Raw genomic sequence first — 16,683 nt, forward strand, 5'->3', positions numbered from 1 at the left:
CTTTACTGAAACAAAAAAGTTAGACGGCCAGTTTACGGCGGTTATACAAACCGCCCAACAAACCGGTGAAGCATCCGATGAGTAACCCGCTGACATGCGCAGCATTGGCGATCTGGCCGAAACCGATCAGCGAGATCAACCCGGACATGCACACCACCAGCCAGATCAGCATCATCGCCAGCACGCCGCGCGGCAAACGATAAGCCGGGCTCGGCGCCAGCAGCTGGAAGATCCAGCAATGCCCGAGCAAGCCGTAAAGCACGCCCGACAGACCGCCGAACAGGGTCGGGCCGCTCCAGACGAACTGCGCGTAGTTGGACACCAGACTGAACAGCAGCGTCAGGCCGATCAGGTTGATGCTGCCCTGGCGCGACTCGATGCGCCGCCCCAGCTCCCAGTACCACATGCCGTTCATCGCCAGATGGAGGATGCCGAAGTGGATCAGCATCGGTGTGACCAGCCGCCACCACTGGCCTGCCGCCAGACTGTCGGCCAGCGGCGTGAAGTGGATGTACTCGCCGATCACGCGGAAATCGAGGAAAGTCAGCCAGCGCAGCGTTTCAAGGTTCTCACCGAGAAAGGTCAGGCCGCCGACGATCAGGCTCAACAGCAGGATGAACCCGGTGGCTTTGGCGTGTTTCAGTTGTTCGGCGAAGCTCGGGCGCTTGAAGGTCTGGCCCACAGGAATATCCAGTTGCTGATCCGGGTCGCCAGCCGGGAAGCGCTCGTACAGCGAACGCACGTCCTCGCTGATTTCCTCCGGCGCCCACAGCACCTGCTCGCCCGCCTCTTCACTGACCCGATGGGGCACCTGCATGCGTTGCAGCAATTTGACGAAACCGCTCAAGTCCACCGCCAGTGGCAGACGCAATACCGCTACCGCACTCATTGCAGCACCTCCGGCCGCTCGACATCGACCCAGACGAATTTATGCGGATCCAGGCGGGTTTCCTGATCCAGACGATAGGCCACCAGTTTGCCGTAGAGCACGGCGCTGTAATCCAGGCAGGCAAGGTTCGGGCGGATCGGCGCCGGTTTGCCGCTGCGCCAGTAGTGGCCGACGAACAGCAAGGGCTCGTCGACGCCGTAGCGCAGCAAAGAATTCTTTTCGGTTGAAGTCAGCGGCGTCTGCGCAACAGGTTCTGGCAACGCGTCGGGTTGAAACACGATGTCACCGTAGGTTTTCGGGTCGTCTTCCCAGAATTTGGTGCGAAAGAACGAACGCACCAGACCGTCGCCGCTGGTCATGGTCAAGCCGCCCGGCAGGCGCATGTCGGTGCCGCGCAGCAAGCGGTCGAATACGGTGCAGGCGAAGCTGCCGGGAACGGCCGAGGCCTGAAGGAAGTGCTCGTCGACGCAGCCATTGGGGAACAGCGCGCGCAGCGGCTCGATCAGCCCAACATCCCAGCAGGCGTGGACGACGCGGAAACGACCGGCATCGACGAACAGCGGCAGTTCATAGAACCATTGCTGGAAGTCATGCCAGTCGCCGGGATGGTTTTCGAATTGAGTCAGGGTCTCCTGCAGCAGCCGTGCATGGCGCTTGGTGTGTTCGCGCACGAACTGCTTGCCGCTGCCCGGTGGCGCCGGGGTAACCCAGCCGAGTGCGTTGAATTCGTGGTTGCCCATGATGCACAGGGCCTGCCCCGCCTCGACCATGTCGTGGACGATGTGCAGCGCCTCGCGAATACGCGGGCCACGGTCGATGATGTCGCCGACGAACACCGCCATGCGTGACGGATGACGCCAGACCCCGCCCTGCTTGTGATAACCGAGACGGTCCAGCAAGTGTTCGAGGGTCAAGGCGCATCCGTGCACGTCACCGATCAGGTCGTAACTGCGCGCGGGATCGAGCATCAGTCGCCTCCGCCCCCCAACTTGCTGCCCCAGCCAAGCTTGGTGCGGCACACCTCGTAGTAATTGTGATCGAGCGGATGAATCAGGCGCAGTTTCTGCGCCTTCTTGCTCACGGTGATGGTGTCGCCCGGTGCGCAGGTGAAATGGTTCTGGCCGTCGCAGGAGACCTGCGGGTAGATCTGCATATCTTTGGACACGACGATTTTCAGCTCACTGTTGCCATCGACCACGATCGGCCTTCCCGACAAGGTATGGGGATACATCGGCACAATCACAATAGCGTCAAGCTTGGGATGCATGATCGGCCCGCCGGCAGATAAAGCGTAGGCAGTGGAGCCGGTCGGTGTGGCGACGATCAGGCCGTCGGCCTTCTGGCTGCAGACGAACTGGCCGTCGATGTACAACTCGAACTCGATCATCCGCGTCGATTTGCCCGGGTGCAGCACCACATCGTTGAGCGCATCGCCCTGCCCTATAGCCTCGCCATGGCGGCGCACCTCGGCTTGCAGGAGGAAGCGGTTTTCCACCAGATAGTGGCCGTCGAGCACCTCGGCGACCTTGATTTCCAGCTCGTCCGGGCGGATATCGGTGAGGAAGCCGAGGCTGCCACGGTTGATGCCCAGCACCGGAATATTGTGCTTGGCCAGCGCCCGTGCGGCGCCGAGCAGGCTGCCGTCACCGCCAACGACGATGACCATGTCGCAGACTTCGCCGAGCATCTTGCGCGACGAGGTTTGCAGGCCATGGCCCGGCAGGACTTCAGCGATGGTGTCTTCGAGGATCACATGCAGGTGACGGTCGAGCAGAAAGCGTTTCAGTCGGCGGACGGTATCCAGCACCTGGGAACTGCCCAGGCGACCGATGATGCCGATATTACGAAATTGCTCCATGGGACCTCTGCGGACAATCGAAAACGCGAAAACCCGATTATGGGCGAAAGCGCCAGATAGACAAAATCCTTTCAGCCTCAAGGGTGGGCTCAGGTTTAAGGCTATGCTCGCAAGATGATCCTCTTTCCAGACCTGTTGCAATTGCCCCATCAATTACGCCATCCCGAAGTGCGGGACCTGGCGTGGGTGATCCTCGCGCCGCCGATGCTCGCCGACACGCCGTGGCCACAGCGCCATCCGCTGGCCGGCAGCGACTGGGTGCACGACCCGCAGCGTCTCGAACACTGGCTGCGCGGACTCGACCGCGACAGTTACGGCCTGCTGCAATGGCTGTCACAGGCGCGGACCCGGCGCCTGGGCCTGTATTACGAACGCTTGTGGCAGTTCGCCGTGGAGCAGGCGCCGGGCATCGAACTGATCGCCGCCAACCTGCCGATTCGCCGCGCCGGGCACACCCTCGGCGAACTCGACATGTTGCTGCGTGACCGCGACGGCGTGCATCACCTGGAACTGTCGATCAAGCTCTACCTTGGCCCGCAAGATGGCGATGGCCGCGATCCGGCGCAGTGGTTGGGCCCGGGTTGCCATGACCGGCTGGATCGCAAACTGGCGCACCTGGCCGAGCATCAACTACCGATCTCGGCGCGCGCGGAAAGCCGCGAAGTACTCGCGGCGCTGGATATCGAAACGTTCAGCGCGCAGCTATGGCTGGGCGGTTATCTGCTGTATCCGTGGCCGGGGCAGGCCGACTCGCCCAACGGCGCCCATCCGCAACATCTGCGTGGCAGTTGGCTGCATCAGAAGGACTGGCCGGCGTTTGTCGCCCAACGTCCTCCCGGGCGCTGGCAACCCCTGCCCCGCCACGCCTGGCTGGCCCCGGCGCATTATCCGGCGGATCAGGTCTGGGCGGATGAGCATCTGCGTGTGTGGCTGGAGGATTTGCCGGCGCTGGCACCGGCGCAGTTGATGGTGCGCCTGACCGAAAATACCGAGGGCGAATGGGAAGAGGCAGAGCGGTTGTTTCTGGTGGCGGATCTTTGGCCGAATGTGCCGGGCCAGGTTTGAAAGATCGCAGCCTTCGGCAGCTCCTGAATTAGGGATGCGTACACCCTGTAGGAGCTGCCGAAGGCTGCGATCTTTTGATCTTGCTTTTAAAAAGACAATCGCACCGCCAAAGCCGCCAACGTCACCAACAACACCGGCACCGTCAGCACAATCCCCACCCTGAAGTAATACCCCCAGCCAATGTGAATGCCCTTGCGCTCCAGCACATGCAGCCACAACAACGTCGCCAGACTGCCAATCGGAGTGATCTTCGGCCCCAGGTCGCTGCCAATCACGTTGGCGTAGATCATCGCTTCCTTGATCACCCCGCTGGCCTGACTGGCGTCAATCGACAGCAGACCGATCAGCACGGTCGGCAAGTTGTTCATGATCGACGACAGCAACGCCGTCAGCACTCCCGTGCCCAGCGCCGCCCCCCACACGCCATGACCGGCGAAAATGTCCAGCCAACCGGCGAGATAACTGGTGAGCCCGGCGTTGCGCAGGCCGTACACCACCAGGTACATGCCCAGCGAGAAAATCACGATCTGCCACGGTGCTTCTTTCATCACTTTGCGCGTGGAAATCTTGTGGCCACGGGCGGCGATACCCAGCAGCAGCGCGGCGCACACCGCCGAAATCGCGCTGATCGGAATGCCCAGCGGTTCGAGGGCGAAGCAGCCGATCAACAGGATCACCAGCACCGCCCAGCCGGCATAGAACGTCGCCTTGTCGTGGATTGCGGTGTGCGGGTTTTCCAGTTGTTCTGGATCGTACGCAGCCGGGATGTCGTGCCGGAAAAACCACAGCAACATGCCCAACGTTGCCGCAACGCTGACAAAGTTGACCGGCACCATTACCGCGGCGTAGCGATTGAAGCCGATGTGAAAGAAATCTGCGGACACGATGTTGACCAGGTTCGACACCACCAGCGGCAAGCTCGCCGTGTCGGCAATAAACCCCGCGCCCATGACAAAGGCCAGCGTCGCCGCCGGGGAAAAGCGCAGCGCCAGCAGCATTGAAATCACGATGGGCGTGAGAATCAGCGCCGCGCCGTCGTTGGCGAACAGCGCCGACACCAGCGCACCGAGCAGCACCATGAAAGCAAACAATTTGCGTCCACTGCCCCGCCCCCACCGCGCCACATGCAGCGCCGCCCAATTGAAGAAGCCAGCCTCGTCGAGCAACAGGCTGATGATGATCAGCGCGACGAAGGTGCCGGTCGCGTTCCAGATGATCTGCCAGACCAGCGGGATATCCGTGAGATGGACGACCCCGAAGATCAACGCCAGCACGGCGCCCAACGTAGCACTCCAGCCGACGCCGAGCCCTTTGGGTTGCCAGATGACGAGGGTGATGGTCAGCAGGAAAATCAGTGACGCAGCGAGCATTCGCAGAAGCCTTCAAAGATCAAAAATGGAATGAACAACAAATGTGGGAGCGGGCTTGCTCGCGAATGCGCCGTGTCAAACAAAGAATTGGTGTCTGACACGGCGCATTCGCGAGCAAGCCCGCTCCCACAGTTGTTTTGTGTACGCGGTTATTTCTTGTGTTGCTCGACGAACTGGCCGTACGCATTGATGAATTTCTGCAGAAAAGGTTTCACCGTTTCGCTCAGCTTGCCCGCTTCGTCAAACGCGTTGCCCGCGCCGCCCAGATAGGCTTCCGGCTGTTGCAGGCAGTGTATATCGAGAAAAACAAAAGTCTGACGCAGGTGCTGGTTAGCGCCGAAGCCACCGATGGCGCCTGGCGATACGCTGATCACTGCACCAGGTTTGCCGCTCCAAGCGCTCTGGCCATACGGCCGCGAACCGACGTCGATGGCGTTCTTCAACGGTGCGGGGATCGAGCGGTTGTACTCGGGGGTGACAAACAGCACCGCGTCGGATGACGCCACTTTCTGACGGAAAGTGCTGTAGGCTGCGGGCGGTGTATCACCATCGATGTCTTCGTTGTAGAGAGGCAGATCGCCGATTTCGACAATTTCCAGTTTCAGGTTCGCCGGGGCCAGTTCAGCCAGTGCCAGTGCGATCTTGCGATTGATCGATGCTTTGCGCAGGCTACCGACCACTACAGCGACGTTGTAGACATTGCTCATGGAAGACTCTCGATGGTCTGTGGGAAGAGTCGCTAGTTATAGATGATCTGTTGGCGATTTCACCAGCGATCATTGGTTTTTCCTGCACGAATAATATTTTTTGATTGTAGGAAAACTTACCGAGCTTGGTGGCGGTCTACAAAGCCGCAAATCAAGCGTTTTATCTCCAGAGGTTCTAAGCAGATGGCAGCAGTACTCGTCGGTCAGTTTCATGCAAGAGATGCGGAAGGCCGCGTTTATTCCGTGCATGAATTCCAGGAATCGAACCCGTCTGCAGACGGCTTCACCGGCTCGGAGCCCGTCACCACCTACAAATTGGCCATTGGTGACCGCATCAATAAGGTCAGCGAAAACGAATACCTGCTGGTGCAGTCGGGTATTACGTTGATTCGCGAGCCTGAGCCGATCGCTGCGCAATAACCCGGCGTGATGAGCAGCAGTCATGTACGCAGAGTTGGGGTAGGATTCAGCACCGCCCTCACCTGCTGAACATGGACTTCACGCATGCGTTTACGCCACATCGAAGTGATTCAGGCGCTCTTGCAGACCGGTCACCTGGGCACCGCCGCCGAATGGCTGCAGTTGCCGGTGACCGAGGTCGAGGAGCGTTTGCGCGAAGCCGAAAGCCAGTTGGGGTTCATGCTCTTTGCCAGCGTCCGCGGACGCCTGCAATCGACACCCGAAGCGCGCGCCTTGCAGGTAGAAATCGCGCACATCTATGAGGCGCTGGAGCCACTGCAGCGTCTGGCCAGCAGCCTGAAACAATACCTCGCCCCGCCCTTGCGCATCATCGCTACCCCGCCGCTGGCCCAGCATCTGTTGCCCCACAGCCTGGCGGCCCTGCGCCGACGCTTGCCGGATGCACCGTGCAGCCTGCTCAGCGCATCGACTCGCGACATCATCCGCAGCCTGTTGCTGCGCGAAAGCGATCTGGGCCTGAGCCTGCACGATCCCGAACACCCCGACATCCACTGTCAGCCGCTCGCACAAGGCAAGCTGCAATTGCTTGCGCCGCACGGCTGGCTGCAGCCGAAACAGAAATACATTTCCCTACAGGATCTCGCCGGTCAGGCAATGGTGGGTCTCGAAGGTCAGGATCCGCTGAGTCCGGCACTGGAAAACAAACTCCAGGCCTTGCGCCCGGCGCCGAGCATTCAGACCCGCGTGCAGACCCATCAGATGATGCGCAGTATGGTCGAGGCGGGTGAAGGCCTGGCCATCGTCGACCCCTTCACCGCGTTGGGCGCCCGCGCCGGTGGGCTGGACGTCTGCCCGCTATCCCCCGCGGTGCCGATCAGCCTCTACGCCCTGACCTTCAAACATGCTGCGCCAGCGGCGGCGATTCAGGCACTGCTGGCCATCGTCACGGAACAAGCCGAGGCGATGTTGTCGAACTGAGTGGTTTTTCCAGCGGATTGTCAAACAGGCGATACCAAAACAAGGCGACTTCGGCGGTGTGCGCATCAATGCCGCGATAGCGCAACTGGTCGATGCCGCCAACCACATAACCGCAACGTTCATATAGCCGACAGGCGCCAAGGTTGTTGTTCTGGGTTTCGAGCATGATGCCCGGCAGCTTTTTCTTGCGGCTCCAGAATTGCGCTACATCAAGCAATGCCTTGGCCACCCCGTGGCGGCGGGCCGGCGCATGTACCGCCAGTTCATCGATGTGGGCAAAGCCGTTCCAGTTGGTGCTGATCACCAAATGGCCAACCGGCTCGTCGTCAAGGTACGCCATGAAAATCGCGCTGTCGGGCGCGTTATGAAAGGCGCTGAACTCCTCTGGATCAATGCCATAGCACTTGCGGTACGGCACGATCGGCGTCACCGGCCATTGCTCGACCGGTTTGCCGATCACGGCAGCGCCGTAGGCGGTGACCTCGAAACTGAAATCGCTGCCCCAGATATACGGCGCAAAACCTTCGTCGGCGACGCGCACCGACAACCCGGGGTATTTCGGATTCATGACCGGTTGCATACTGGGAAAAGTCCTCATTCCTTGACGCAATCGACGCTGGCAGCGGCGTCGACCTTGATGTCGCGATGGGTGATCACCCGCGTAAATTTCAACTCTTTATACATGAGGCTCAGTGTCCTGAGGCGGCAGGTTTGCACCTGACCAGTGCACTCAGGGTAGTGGGTTGCGGCGCATGTGGCGAGGGTGGCAACTTGGCTTCATGTCGCCAAACGCAAAAAATCGCCACCTTCGCCGTCTCTCACTTTGGAATGCAATCCCCGCAGGAGCCGCCGAAGGCCGCGATCTTTTGATCTTCAAATTTTTCAGGCCTGCGCATCAGCCTCGGCAATCTGCGTCCACAATGCCGGTGCTCCCGCCGACTTGGCGATGATTTCCAGCCGCACCAGATGCGCCGCCAGTTCTTCTTCGGTCGCACGGATTATGCGTGCTGGCTGGCGATCGACCGGCAGACGACGAATTTCCGTGGCTGAGTTATCCGCACCCTCGCCCGTGCCATTGCCGTCGGACGCATTGCCGGCCAGCGACAGGCTGGTCTGGCCGCCAGTCATGGTCAGGTAAACGTCGGCGAGGATTTCCGAGTCGAGCAAGGCGCCGTGCAATTCACGGCCGGAGTTGTCGACGCCGTAACGTTTGCACAACGCATCGAGGCTGTTGCGCTGACCCGGGTGACGTTCCCGGGCCATCATCAGGGTATCGAGGATCGAGCAATGCTGGGTGATGTCATCGCGATCGTGCTGACCCATCAAGGCAAATTCGTTGTTGATGAAACCAACGTCGAACGCCGCGTTGTGGATGATCAGCTGCGCGCCTTTGATGAACTCGAAGAACTCGTCGGCGACTTCAGCGAAGCGCGGCTTGCCGACGAGGAATTCGTTGGTGATGCCGTGCACACCGATCGCCCCCTCATCGCTCTCGCGATCCGGTTGCAGATAAACGTGAAAGTGGCGGCCCGTCAGGCGCCGACCGATCAGTTCGACACAACCGATTTCAATGATCCGGTGACCATCGGTCACCGGCATGCCGGTGGTTTCGGTATCGAGTACAACGGATCTGGTGGCCATCAGTGCTCAGCTCTCAACGGGTCAATCGTGCAAAAGCGCGGATGTTAACACGCTCGGCGGGGTGTTTCAGTCGGACCGTGGTGCCCCCTTCGCGAGCAAGCCCGCTCCCACACTGGATCGTGTTCACAATACACATCCAATGTGGGAGCGGGCTTGCTCGCGAAGGGGGCACCACGGTACCGCAGAAGTAATTCAGGACTGTTTGTACCCACGAACCTCGTCAACCCCACGGTTAGCCAACTGGTCGGCCCGCTCGTTGCCGTGATGGCCAATGTGCCCGCGCACCCATTTCCAGGTGACTTTGTGGCGATTGACCTGCTCGTCCAGCTCTTTCCACAGATCGGCGTTTTTCACCGGTTCTTTCGCGGCAGTCTTCCAGCCGCGCTTTTTCCAGTTGGCCATCCACTCGTTGATGCCTTTCATCACGTATTGCGAGTCGGTCACCAGCAGCACTTCGCAGGGGCGCTTGAGTGCTTCAAGGCCGCGGATCGCGCCGAGCAGTTCCATACGATTATTGGTGGTATTGGCTTCGCCGCCCCACAGTTCCTTTTCGACGCCCTTGCACACCAGCAGCGCGCCCCAGCCGCCGGGGCCTGGGTTGCCCTTGCAGGCGCCGTCGGTGAACAATTCTACGGTGTCGACGCTTTCCACGCTTTCGCTCATGCCAGTCTTTCCAGAAAAATGCCTGTCCTGCCAATCACGGATCGACAATGACCGCGGCCGGGACAGGCCCGGCCACTGATAAAAGAGGGTTTTACGGTTCGATGCGGCGGCGATTGACCTTGGCCATCGGCAGCGGAATCAGCTTGCCCATCGGCTCACGGCGCTCCTGGCGCAACGGCCTGAGGCCCACCACAATCTTGCGCGCCACCAATAGATAGAAGCCGCCGCCGGACAATTGCCAGTCACCGGCCTTGCGTTCCCAGCCGGCCAGGCGGTTCTGCCACTTGGGCGACGCGAGCGGCGGACGATAGCACCCGAAGCGGCGTTTCTCCAGCGCGAAGCCCAGCAGATTGAGCCAGTCGGCGACCCGCGACGGCGAGATGCAGCGCGCCTTGCGCAAGGCATCATTGGCGAAAAAATGCCGCAGACCCCAAGTGCTCCAGGGATTGATGCCGATGATCAGCAGATGCCCGCCGGGGCGCACGCTGCTCGCCGCTTCACGCAGCAAACCGTGGGGAGACAGGCAGAAATCCAGACCGTGTTGCATCACTACTACATCGGCGGCGTGCTCGCTCAACGGCCATGCCTGCTCTTCGCAAACGATCTCAACCCCGGGCAACGGCGCACCGAGGCGCACGTTACGCTGCACCTGCGGCGCAGACGGCGGCGTTTCGGCGGACGGGCCGTAATGCACCAGGTAACCGCCGAAGAAGCGCCCGAGCTCGTCGTCGAGCATGCGCCGCTCTTCATCCAGCAGAAATTGCCCGAGCGGCCCCGACAGCCATTCGCGGGCAGCGCTGATCAATGCCAGCCAGTCGGGATCGGCCTGAGCGAACGCTTTATCGGTCATGTCATTCTCCAACGCGCCAGGAACTACTAAGATGCGCCAATGTTTTCCGCTTGGCGAATTCCGACGATGATACAGATCAGTGCCCTGCCCGCGTTCACCGACAACTACATCTGGTTGTTACAGGACCACCAGACCCAGCGCTGCGCGGTGGTCGACCCGGGCGACGCCGCCCCGGTACAGGCGTGGCTTGACGCCCATCCGGGGTGGGTGCTCAGCGATATTCTGATCACCCACCATCATCATGACCACGTCGGCGGCGTCGAGCGCCTGAAAGCGGCGACCGGCGCCAAAGTCTACGGCCCGGCCAGCGAAAACATCCCGGCGCGCGACGTAGCTTTGAAGGACAACGACAGCGTCAGCGTGCTCGGCTGGGACTTCGCGGTCTACGCGGTACCCGGTCACACGTTGGGGCACATTGCCTATTACCACCATGGCCTGCTGTTTTGCGGCGACACGCTGTTTGCGGCCGGTTGCGGCCGGCTGTTCGAAGGCACGCCCGAACAGATGTATCACTCGCTCAGCCGTCTCGCGGCCCTGCCGGAAGATACGCTTATCTACTGCACCCACGAATACACCTTGAGCAATCTGAAGTTTGCCGTCGCGGTCGAGCCGGGTAATCCGCACGTTGCCGCCCGTCTGGAAAAGGTCAACCAACAACGGCAGAACGGCGTGATGACCCTGCCGTCGACTCTGGCACTGGAAAAGCTGACCAATCCGTTTTTACGCACTTCTGAAACATTGGTTACACAAAAAGTGGACGAACGGGAAGGCGCTCAAAACCGGGCGCCGAGTGAGGTTTTTGCGGCTCTGCGGACATGGAAAGACACGTTCTGACTAACCTGTTGAGCGGCGCGAAAATTCTCAATGGTTGACCGCAGGGGGTGCGCTTTCTAGAATCGCCCGACATTTTTGCCCGGAACTTACTTCCAGCCAATGTCGTCATCCATACGTAAGTCCGTCAACTCAGATGCTTTGACCCGCCTGGCGCAAGCCATTGCGGTGGCTGTGTCCGCCACGCTGGCGGGCTGTTCCAGCCATGCTCCGCAGACTGAAGCGACGCACACGCCGAACATTGCTGCGCGAGCCAAGCAGAAGCCGATCTGGCTGACCGAGAAGCCCACGCCCGTGGCGCCCCAGGACATCTGGGAGCGCATGCGCCAGGGCTTCCAGCTGCAGGAAGGCCTTGGCGTCAATCCGCGCATCGAGCAACAACGCCTGTGGTTCGCCAGTAACCCCTCTTTTCTCGAGAATGCCGGCGAACGCGGCAGCCTCTACATTCATTACATCGTCGAACGCCTCGAAGAACGCAACATGCCGCTGGAGCTGGCCCTGCTGCCGGTGATCGAGAGCGCCTACAACCCGATGGCCTATTCGCGCGCCGATGCCGTGGGCCTGTGGCAATTCATTCCGTCTACCGGGCGTTACTTCAACCTGCGCCAGACGCGTTTCTACGATGGCCGTCGCGACATCACCGCCTCGACCACCGCAGCGATGGATTACCTCACGCGTTTGCACGACATGTTCAACGGTGACTGGCTGCTGGCTCTGGCGGCCTACAATGCCGGTGAAGGCACGGTCAGCCGGGCAATCGAGCGCAACGAAAAGCTTGGCCTGCCCACCGACTACTGGAACCTGCCGCTGCCGGCGGAAACCCAGGCGTACGTGCCGAAACTGCTGGCGCTGTCGCAAGTGGTGCTGGCGCCGGAAGCGTACGGAGTCAACCTCAACCCGATCGCCAATGAACCGTACTTCCAGGTCGTCGAAATCAACCAGCGCATGGACCTGTCCAAGGTCGCTGCAGTGGCCAACATTGACGAAGACGAACTGTTCCAGCTCAACCCGGCCTTCAAACAGCGCACCACCATCGACGGCCCGCAGCATTTGCTGGTGCCAACGTCCAAGGCGCAACTGCTCACCGCCAGTCTGCAGACCATGCGCCCGGACGAACTGATCAGCCCCCGCTCGCTGAAACCGGTGTTCGAAGGCGCCGATCCGTCGGAAGTGGCGCAGCTCAAACGTGCTTATCGGGTCAAGCGTGGCGACAACCTCGGCTCCATCGCCAAGGCCAACAAGGTCGAAGTCAAGGATCTGCAGCGCTGGAACAAGCTGACCGGCAAGAACCTCAAGGTCGGCCAGACTCTGGTCATGCAGGACAACACCAAGCGTGCCCCGGCGCGCAAGTCCGGCCGGGTCAACACCGTGGTCGCGGCGAATACCAAGACCAAAGGCAAGAACGAAAGCAAGCAGCAGACCCAGTACAAGGTCAAGCGCGGCGACACACTGTACGTGGTGGCCAAGCGTTTCAACGTCGAGATGCAACATCTCAAGCGCTGGAACCCGGGTGCGGGCAAGGCATTGAAACCGGGGCAAATGCTCACGGTTTATCAGCCGCATTGATTTGAAATCAAAAGATCGCAGCCTTCGGCAGCTCCTACATCGATCCCTGTAGGAGCTGCCGAAGGCTGCGATCTTTTTTTTGCATTAACCCGGCATTAACCCGCATCTTTTTCCTGTCCAGACAAGCTGTTACTGTACGGCCCACAAAGCCCAAGCCGCTGGATCGGATCTGACTTGAAGCGTGCCCTCCTCCTGCTCCTGATCAGCCTGGCCTTGAGCTCTACCGCAAGCGCGACGATTACCGAAAGTCATGGTTATGCGCAGTTCGGCACGCTCAAGTACCCGGCCAGATTTACCCACTTCGACTGGGTCAACCCGCAAGCGCCCAAGGGCGGTACGTTGCGGGTGATGGCGTTCGGCACCTTCGATACGGTCAATCCGTACACTTTCAAAGGCACCAGCCCGGTCACCACAGCGAACTTCCTCCAGTACGGCATCAACGAACTGAACGAGCCGCTCATGGTTGGCACCGGGCAGTATTCGCCGTCCGGCGACGAGCCGGCCTCAAGTTACGGTTTGATCGCACAATCGGTGGAATACAGCGAGGATCGCAGCTGGGTGGTGTTCAATCTGCGGCCTGAAGCGCGGTTTCACGATGGCGCGCCGATCACCGCGTATGACGTCGCGTTCTCCTATCGCCTGCTGCTCAAGGAAGGTCATCCGCTGTATCGCACGGCCCTGCAGGAAGTGCTGCGAGTCGACATCCTCAGCAAGCAGCGCATCCGGTTCGTGTTCAAGCGCTCGGGCAACCCGCTGCTGATCCTGCGCCTCGGTGAACTGCCAGTGTTGCCGCAGCATTACTGGAAGGACCGCGACTTCAAAGCCACCACCTTCGAGCCGCCGCTGGGCAGCGGGCCGTACCGCATCACGTCAGTCACGCCGGGACGGCAGTTGATCTTCGAACGGGTCAAGGATTACTGGGGCAAAGACCTGGCGGTCAATCGCGGCAAGTACAATTTCGATCGCATGGAAGTCGAGTTCTACCGCGACAGCGATGTGGCCTTCGAAGCGTTCAAGGCCGGTGAGTTCGACATCTACATCGAGCATCAGGCGAAGAACTGGGTCAACGGTTACAACTTCCCTGCCGTACGTCGTGGCGAGGTGATCAAGGCGCAGATCCCGCACCAGATCCCGACCCAGACGCAAGGCCTGTTCATGAATACCCGCCGTGCGACGTTCGCCGATGTCAGAACGCGCGAAGCGCTGGGCCTGATGTTCGACTTCGAATGGACCAACCGCGCGCTGTTCAGCGACGCCTACAAGCGCACGACCAGCTATTACCCCAACAGCGAATTCACTGCGTCCGGCCTGCCGGTCGGGCACGAATGGCTGATGCTCAAGCCATACAAGGATCAGCTCCCGGCCAGGCTGTTCACCGAGCCGTTCACCCTGCCGCAAACCGATGGCCGTGGCATTCCGCGCGAAACCATGCGCAAGGCCCTCGCCTTGCTCGCTGAGGCCGGCTGGAAACTCCACGGCCAGCGTCTGCAAAACAATGATGGCCAACCGTTGCGCTTCGAATTGCTGCTGGTCAATCCAAACCTGGAGCGCCTCTATCAGCCGTACATCGAGAACCTCAACAGCATCGGCATCGACGCGCGCCTGCGCACAGTCGATCGCGCCCAGTACAAACAGCGCCTCGATCAGTTCGATTTCGACATGATCTCGATGACACTTGGCCAGACCTTGAGCCCGGGCCTTGAGCAGTGGCAGTACTTCCACTCCAGCCAGGTGAACGTCAAGGGCAGCAAGAATTACGCGGGCATCGCCAACCCGGTGGTCGATCACCTGCTCGAACAATTGCTCGCGGCGCGAACCCGCGACGAGCAGGTCGCCGCTGGCAAGGCACTCGACCGCGTGCTGCTCTGGCAGCACTACAGCGTTCCCAACTGGTACCTCAATTATCACCGTCTGGCCTACCGCAACCGGTTGGCCTTTGTCACCACGCCGCCTTACACCTTGGGCCTGAGCGCGTGGTGGCTGAAGTCTTCGGAGAAAGATCGATGAACCCTGTTCGCATCCTGCTCGTGCAGGCCAGCGGCTTGCTGTTCGCCGGGCTGGCGTGGGCCGCCCCGCAACACGCCGTGACCCTATACAACGAGCCGCCGAAATACCCGGCCGATTTCAAGCATTTCGACTACGTGAACCCCGATGCGCCCAAGGGCGGCGTGTTCCGTCAGGCCGGTTTCGGCGGCTTTGACAGCCTCAACCCGTTCATCAACAAAGGCGTACCCGCCGATGACATCGGGCAGATCTACGACACCCTGACCAAACACAGCCTCGACGAGCCGTTCACCGAATACGGCCTGGTCGCCAGCAAGATCGAGAAAGCCGACGACAACAGCTGGGTACGCTTCTACCTGCGCCCCGAAGCGCGGTTCCATGACGGCCACCCCGTGCGCGCCGAAGACGTGGTGTTCAGCTTCGAGACGCTGACCAAGGAAGGCTCGCCGATGTTTCGCGGCTATTACAACGATGTCGCCGAAGCCATCGCCGAAGACCCGCTGAAAGTGCTGTTCAAGTTCAAGCACAGCAACAACCGCGAGCTGCCGCTGATCCTCGGCCAGTTGCCGGTCTTGCCGAAACACTGGTGGGCCAGTCGTGACTTCAATAAAGGCAATCTGGAAATCCCGCTGGGTAGCGGCCCGTACAAGGTTACCCAAGTGAAGGCCGGGCGCTCGGTGCGCTACGAGCGGGTCAAGGATTACTGGGGCAAGGATTTGCCGGTCAACCGTGGCTTTTACAACTTCGACACGATGACCACCGATTACTACCGCGACAACACCGTCGCCCTCGAAGCGCTGAAGGCCGGGCAGTTCGATTACTGGCTGGAGATGACCGCCAAAAACTGGGCCAGCGCTTATAACGTTCCGGCGGTCACCGAGGGCCGCTTGGTCAAGGAACTGATCGCCAACAGCAACCCGACCGGCATGCAGGGTTTCGTCTTCAACCTGCGCCGCCCGGTATTTCAGGACGTGCGCGTGCGTCAGGCGCTCGGGCTGCTGTTCGATTTCGAATGGACCAACAAGCAACTGTTCAACGGCGCCTACGTGCGCACCCGCAGTTATTTCGAAAACTCGGAAATGGCCGCCACCGGCCTGCCCGATGCCGATCAGCGGACCATTCTCGAGCCGTTCCGCAGCAAACTGCCGGCTCAGGTATTCAGCGAAGCCTTTGAAAATCCGAAGACCGACGCCAGCGGCATGATCCGCACCCAGCAGCGCGAGGCGTATCAACTGCTGCAAGAAGCCGGCTGGAAGATTGTCGATGACAAAATGGTCGATGCCACGGGCAAACCGGTGGTGATCGAGTTCTTGCTCGCGCAGACCGAATTCGAACGGGTGCTGCTACCGTTCAAGCGCAACCTCAGCGATCTGGGCATCGACCTGGTGATCCGCCGCGTCGACGTCTCTCAGTACATCAACCGCGTGCGTTCGCGGGACTTCGACATGATGGTCGGCAGCTTTCCCCAGTCCAACTCGCCGGGCAACGAGCAACGCGAATACTGGATGAGCGCTGCCGCCGACAAACCGAGCAGCCGCAACAGCATGGGCCTGAAAGACCCGACCGTTGATCAACTGGTGGAAAGCCTGATCAACGCCGACTCGCGCAAAAGTCTGGTGGCCCACGCCCGCGCGCTGGATCGCGTACTGCAATGGGGCTACTACGTGGTGCCGAACTGGCACATCAAGAGCTGGCGCGTAGCCTACTGGAACCACATCGGTCACCCGAAAACTTCGCCCAAGTACGACATCGGCATCAATACCTGGTGGGTCAAGCCTGACGCCAAACCTGCTGCAGAAGTCGAAACCCAACTGCTAGCCGACCCTGCGGGCACGGAGTAA

Annotated in this window: 16 protein-coding genes; 7 read left to right on the top strand and 9 right to left on the bottom strand. The window is 60.5% G+C overall.

All coding sequences use genetic code 11. From position 1 onward, the window contains the following. Positions 1-19 precede the first annotated feature (19 nt). From CXF97_RS14140 to CXF97_RS14150, 3 genes are read right to left on the bottom strand one after another with little or no spacing between them, the layout of a single operon-like run. The gene (locus tag CXF97_RS14140) at positions 20-889 is read right to left on the bottom strand and encodes a rhomboid family intramembrane serine protease (RefSeq protein ID WP_101159043.1); all 870 of its coding nucleotides are present in this window, start codon (positions 887-889) and stop codon (positions 20-22) included. Then, positions 886-1,857 carry a metallophosphoesterase gene (locus tag CXF97_RS14145; protein ID WP_101159044.1) on the bottom strand — a complete coding sequence of 324 codons (972 nt, stop codon included), beginning with the start codon at positions 1,855-1,857 and terminating at the stop codon, positions 886-888. Before CXF97_RS14145 ends, CXF97_RS14140 begins: the two co-directional genes overlap by 4 nt. Beyond that, positions 1,857-2,747 (bottom strand): NAD(+) kinase, encoded by an 891-nt coding sequence (locus CXF97_RS14150; RefSeq protein ID WP_016774212.1) that lies wholly within the window; start codon positions 2,745-2,747, stop codon positions 1,857-1,859. The genes CXF97_RS14145 and CXF97_RS14150 overlap by 1 nt, the downstream gene beginning before the upstream one ends. 114 nt (positions 2,748-2,861) lie before the next feature. Here CXF97_RS14150 and CXF97_RS14155 point away from each other — a divergent pair, with 114 nt between their 5' ends. Continuing rightward, a complete protein-coding gene (locus CXF97_RS14155; RefSeq protein WP_101159045.1) occupies positions 2,862-3,812 on the top strand; it encodes a DUF1853 family protein in 951 nt (316 codons plus the stop codon). Positions 3,813-3,898: 86 nt separating this feature from the next. Here CXF97_RS14155 and CXF97_RS14160 read toward each other — a convergent pair whose 3' ends face one another. Together CXF97_RS14160 and CXF97_RS14165 are read right to left on the bottom strand one after the other, a co-directional pair. Further along, positions 3,899-5,182: an arsenic transporter gene (locus tag CXF97_RS14160; RefSeq protein WP_101159046.1), complete on the bottom strand. Its 1,284-nt coding sequence runs from the start codon at positions 5,180-5,182 to the stop codon at positions 3,899-3,901. Positions 5,183-5,331: 149 nt separating this feature from the next. Beyond that, the gene (locus tag CXF97_RS14165) at positions 5,332-5,889 is read right to left on the bottom strand and encodes an NADPH-dependent FMN reductase (RefSeq protein WP_101159047.1); all 558 of its coding nucleotides are present in this window, start codon (positions 5,887-5,889) and stop codon (positions 5,332-5,334) included. A 183-nt stretch (positions 5,890-6,072) separates the two neighbouring features. Here CXF97_RS14165 and CXF97_RS14170 point away from each other — a divergent pair, with 183 nt between their 5' ends. Together CXF97_RS14170 and CXF97_RS14175 are read left to right on the top strand one after the other, a co-directional pair. After that, positions 6,073-6,309: a hypothetical protein gene (locus CXF97_RS14170; protein ID WP_101159048.1), complete on the top strand. Its 237-nt coding sequence runs from the start codon at positions 6,073-6,075 to the stop codon at positions 6,307-6,309. Between the two features lie 84 nt (positions 6,310-6,393). After that, on the top strand, positions 6,394-7,287 hold the full coding sequence (locus CXF97_RS14175) for a LysR family transcriptional regulator (protein ID WP_101159049.1): 894 nt from the start codon (positions 6,394-6,396) through the stop codon (positions 7,285-7,287). Here CXF97_RS14175 and CXF97_RS14180 read toward each other — a convergent pair. From CXF97_RS14180 to CXF97_RS14200, 4 genes are all read right to left on the bottom strand, one after another. Then, the gene (locus CXF97_RS14180; protein WP_101159050.1) at positions 7,253-7,867 is read right to left on the bottom strand and encodes a GNAT family N-acetyltransferase; all 615 of its coding nucleotides are present in this window, start codon (positions 7,865-7,867) and stop codon (positions 7,253-7,255) included. The two genes, CXF97_RS14175 and CXF97_RS14180, sit on opposite strands and share 35 nt — an antisense overlap. A gap of 302 nt (positions 7,868-8,169) precedes the next feature. Then, positions 8,170-8,928: a DNA polymerase III subunit epsilon gene (gene dnaQ, locus CXF97_RS14185; RefSeq protein WP_101159051.1), complete on the bottom strand. Its 759-nt coding sequence runs from the start codon at positions 8,926-8,928 to the stop codon at positions 8,170-8,172. 192 nt (positions 8,929-9,120) lie between these two features. After that, positions 9,121-9,591: a ribonuclease HI gene (rnhA, locus tag CXF97_RS14195; protein ID WP_007910572.1), complete on the bottom strand. Its 471-nt coding sequence runs from the start codon at positions 9,589-9,591 to the stop codon at positions 9,121-9,123. 91 nt (positions 9,592-9,682) lie between these two features. Next, the gene (locus tag CXF97_RS14200; protein WP_101159053.1) at positions 9,683-10,441 is read right to left on the bottom strand and encodes a class I SAM-dependent methyltransferase; all 759 of its coding nucleotides are present in this window, start codon (positions 10,439-10,441) and stop codon (positions 9,683-9,685) included. Between the two features lie 66 nt (positions 10,442-10,507). Here CXF97_RS14200 and gloB point away from each other — a divergent pair, with 66 nt between their 5' ends. From gloB to CXF97_RS14220, 4 genes are all read left to right on the top strand, one after another. Further along, a complete protein-coding gene (gene gloB, locus CXF97_RS14205; protein WP_101159211.1) occupies positions 10,508-11,275 on the top strand; it encodes a hydroxyacylglutathione hydrolase in 768 nt (255 codons plus the stop codon). 99 nt (positions 11,276-11,374) lie between these two features. Further along, positions 11,375-12,838 (top strand): transglycosylase SLT domain-containing protein, encoded by a 1,464-nt coding sequence (locus CXF97_RS14210; RefSeq protein WP_101159054.1) that lies wholly within the window; start codon positions 11,375-11,377, stop codon positions 12,836-12,838. Positions 12,839-13,012: 174 nt separating this feature from the next. Then, positions 13,013-14,845 carry an extracellular solute-binding protein gene (locus CXF97_RS14215; protein ID WP_101159055.1) on the top strand — a complete coding sequence of 611 codons (1,833 nt, stop codon included), beginning with the start codon at positions 13,013-13,015 and terminating at the stop codon, positions 14,843-14,845. Then, on the top strand, positions 14,842-16,683 hold the full coding sequence (locus tag CXF97_RS14220; protein ID WP_101159056.1) for an extracellular solute-binding protein: 1,842 nt from the start codon (positions 14,842-14,844) through the stop codon (positions 16,681-16,683). Before CXF97_RS14215 ends, CXF97_RS14220 begins: the two co-directional genes overlap by 4 nt.

The organism is Pseudomonas sp. Choline-02u-1 (genome assembly GCF_002836515.1).
Classification (GTDB): Bacteria; Pseudomonadota; Gammaproteobacteria; order Pseudomonadales; family Pseudomonadaceae; genus Aquipseudomonas.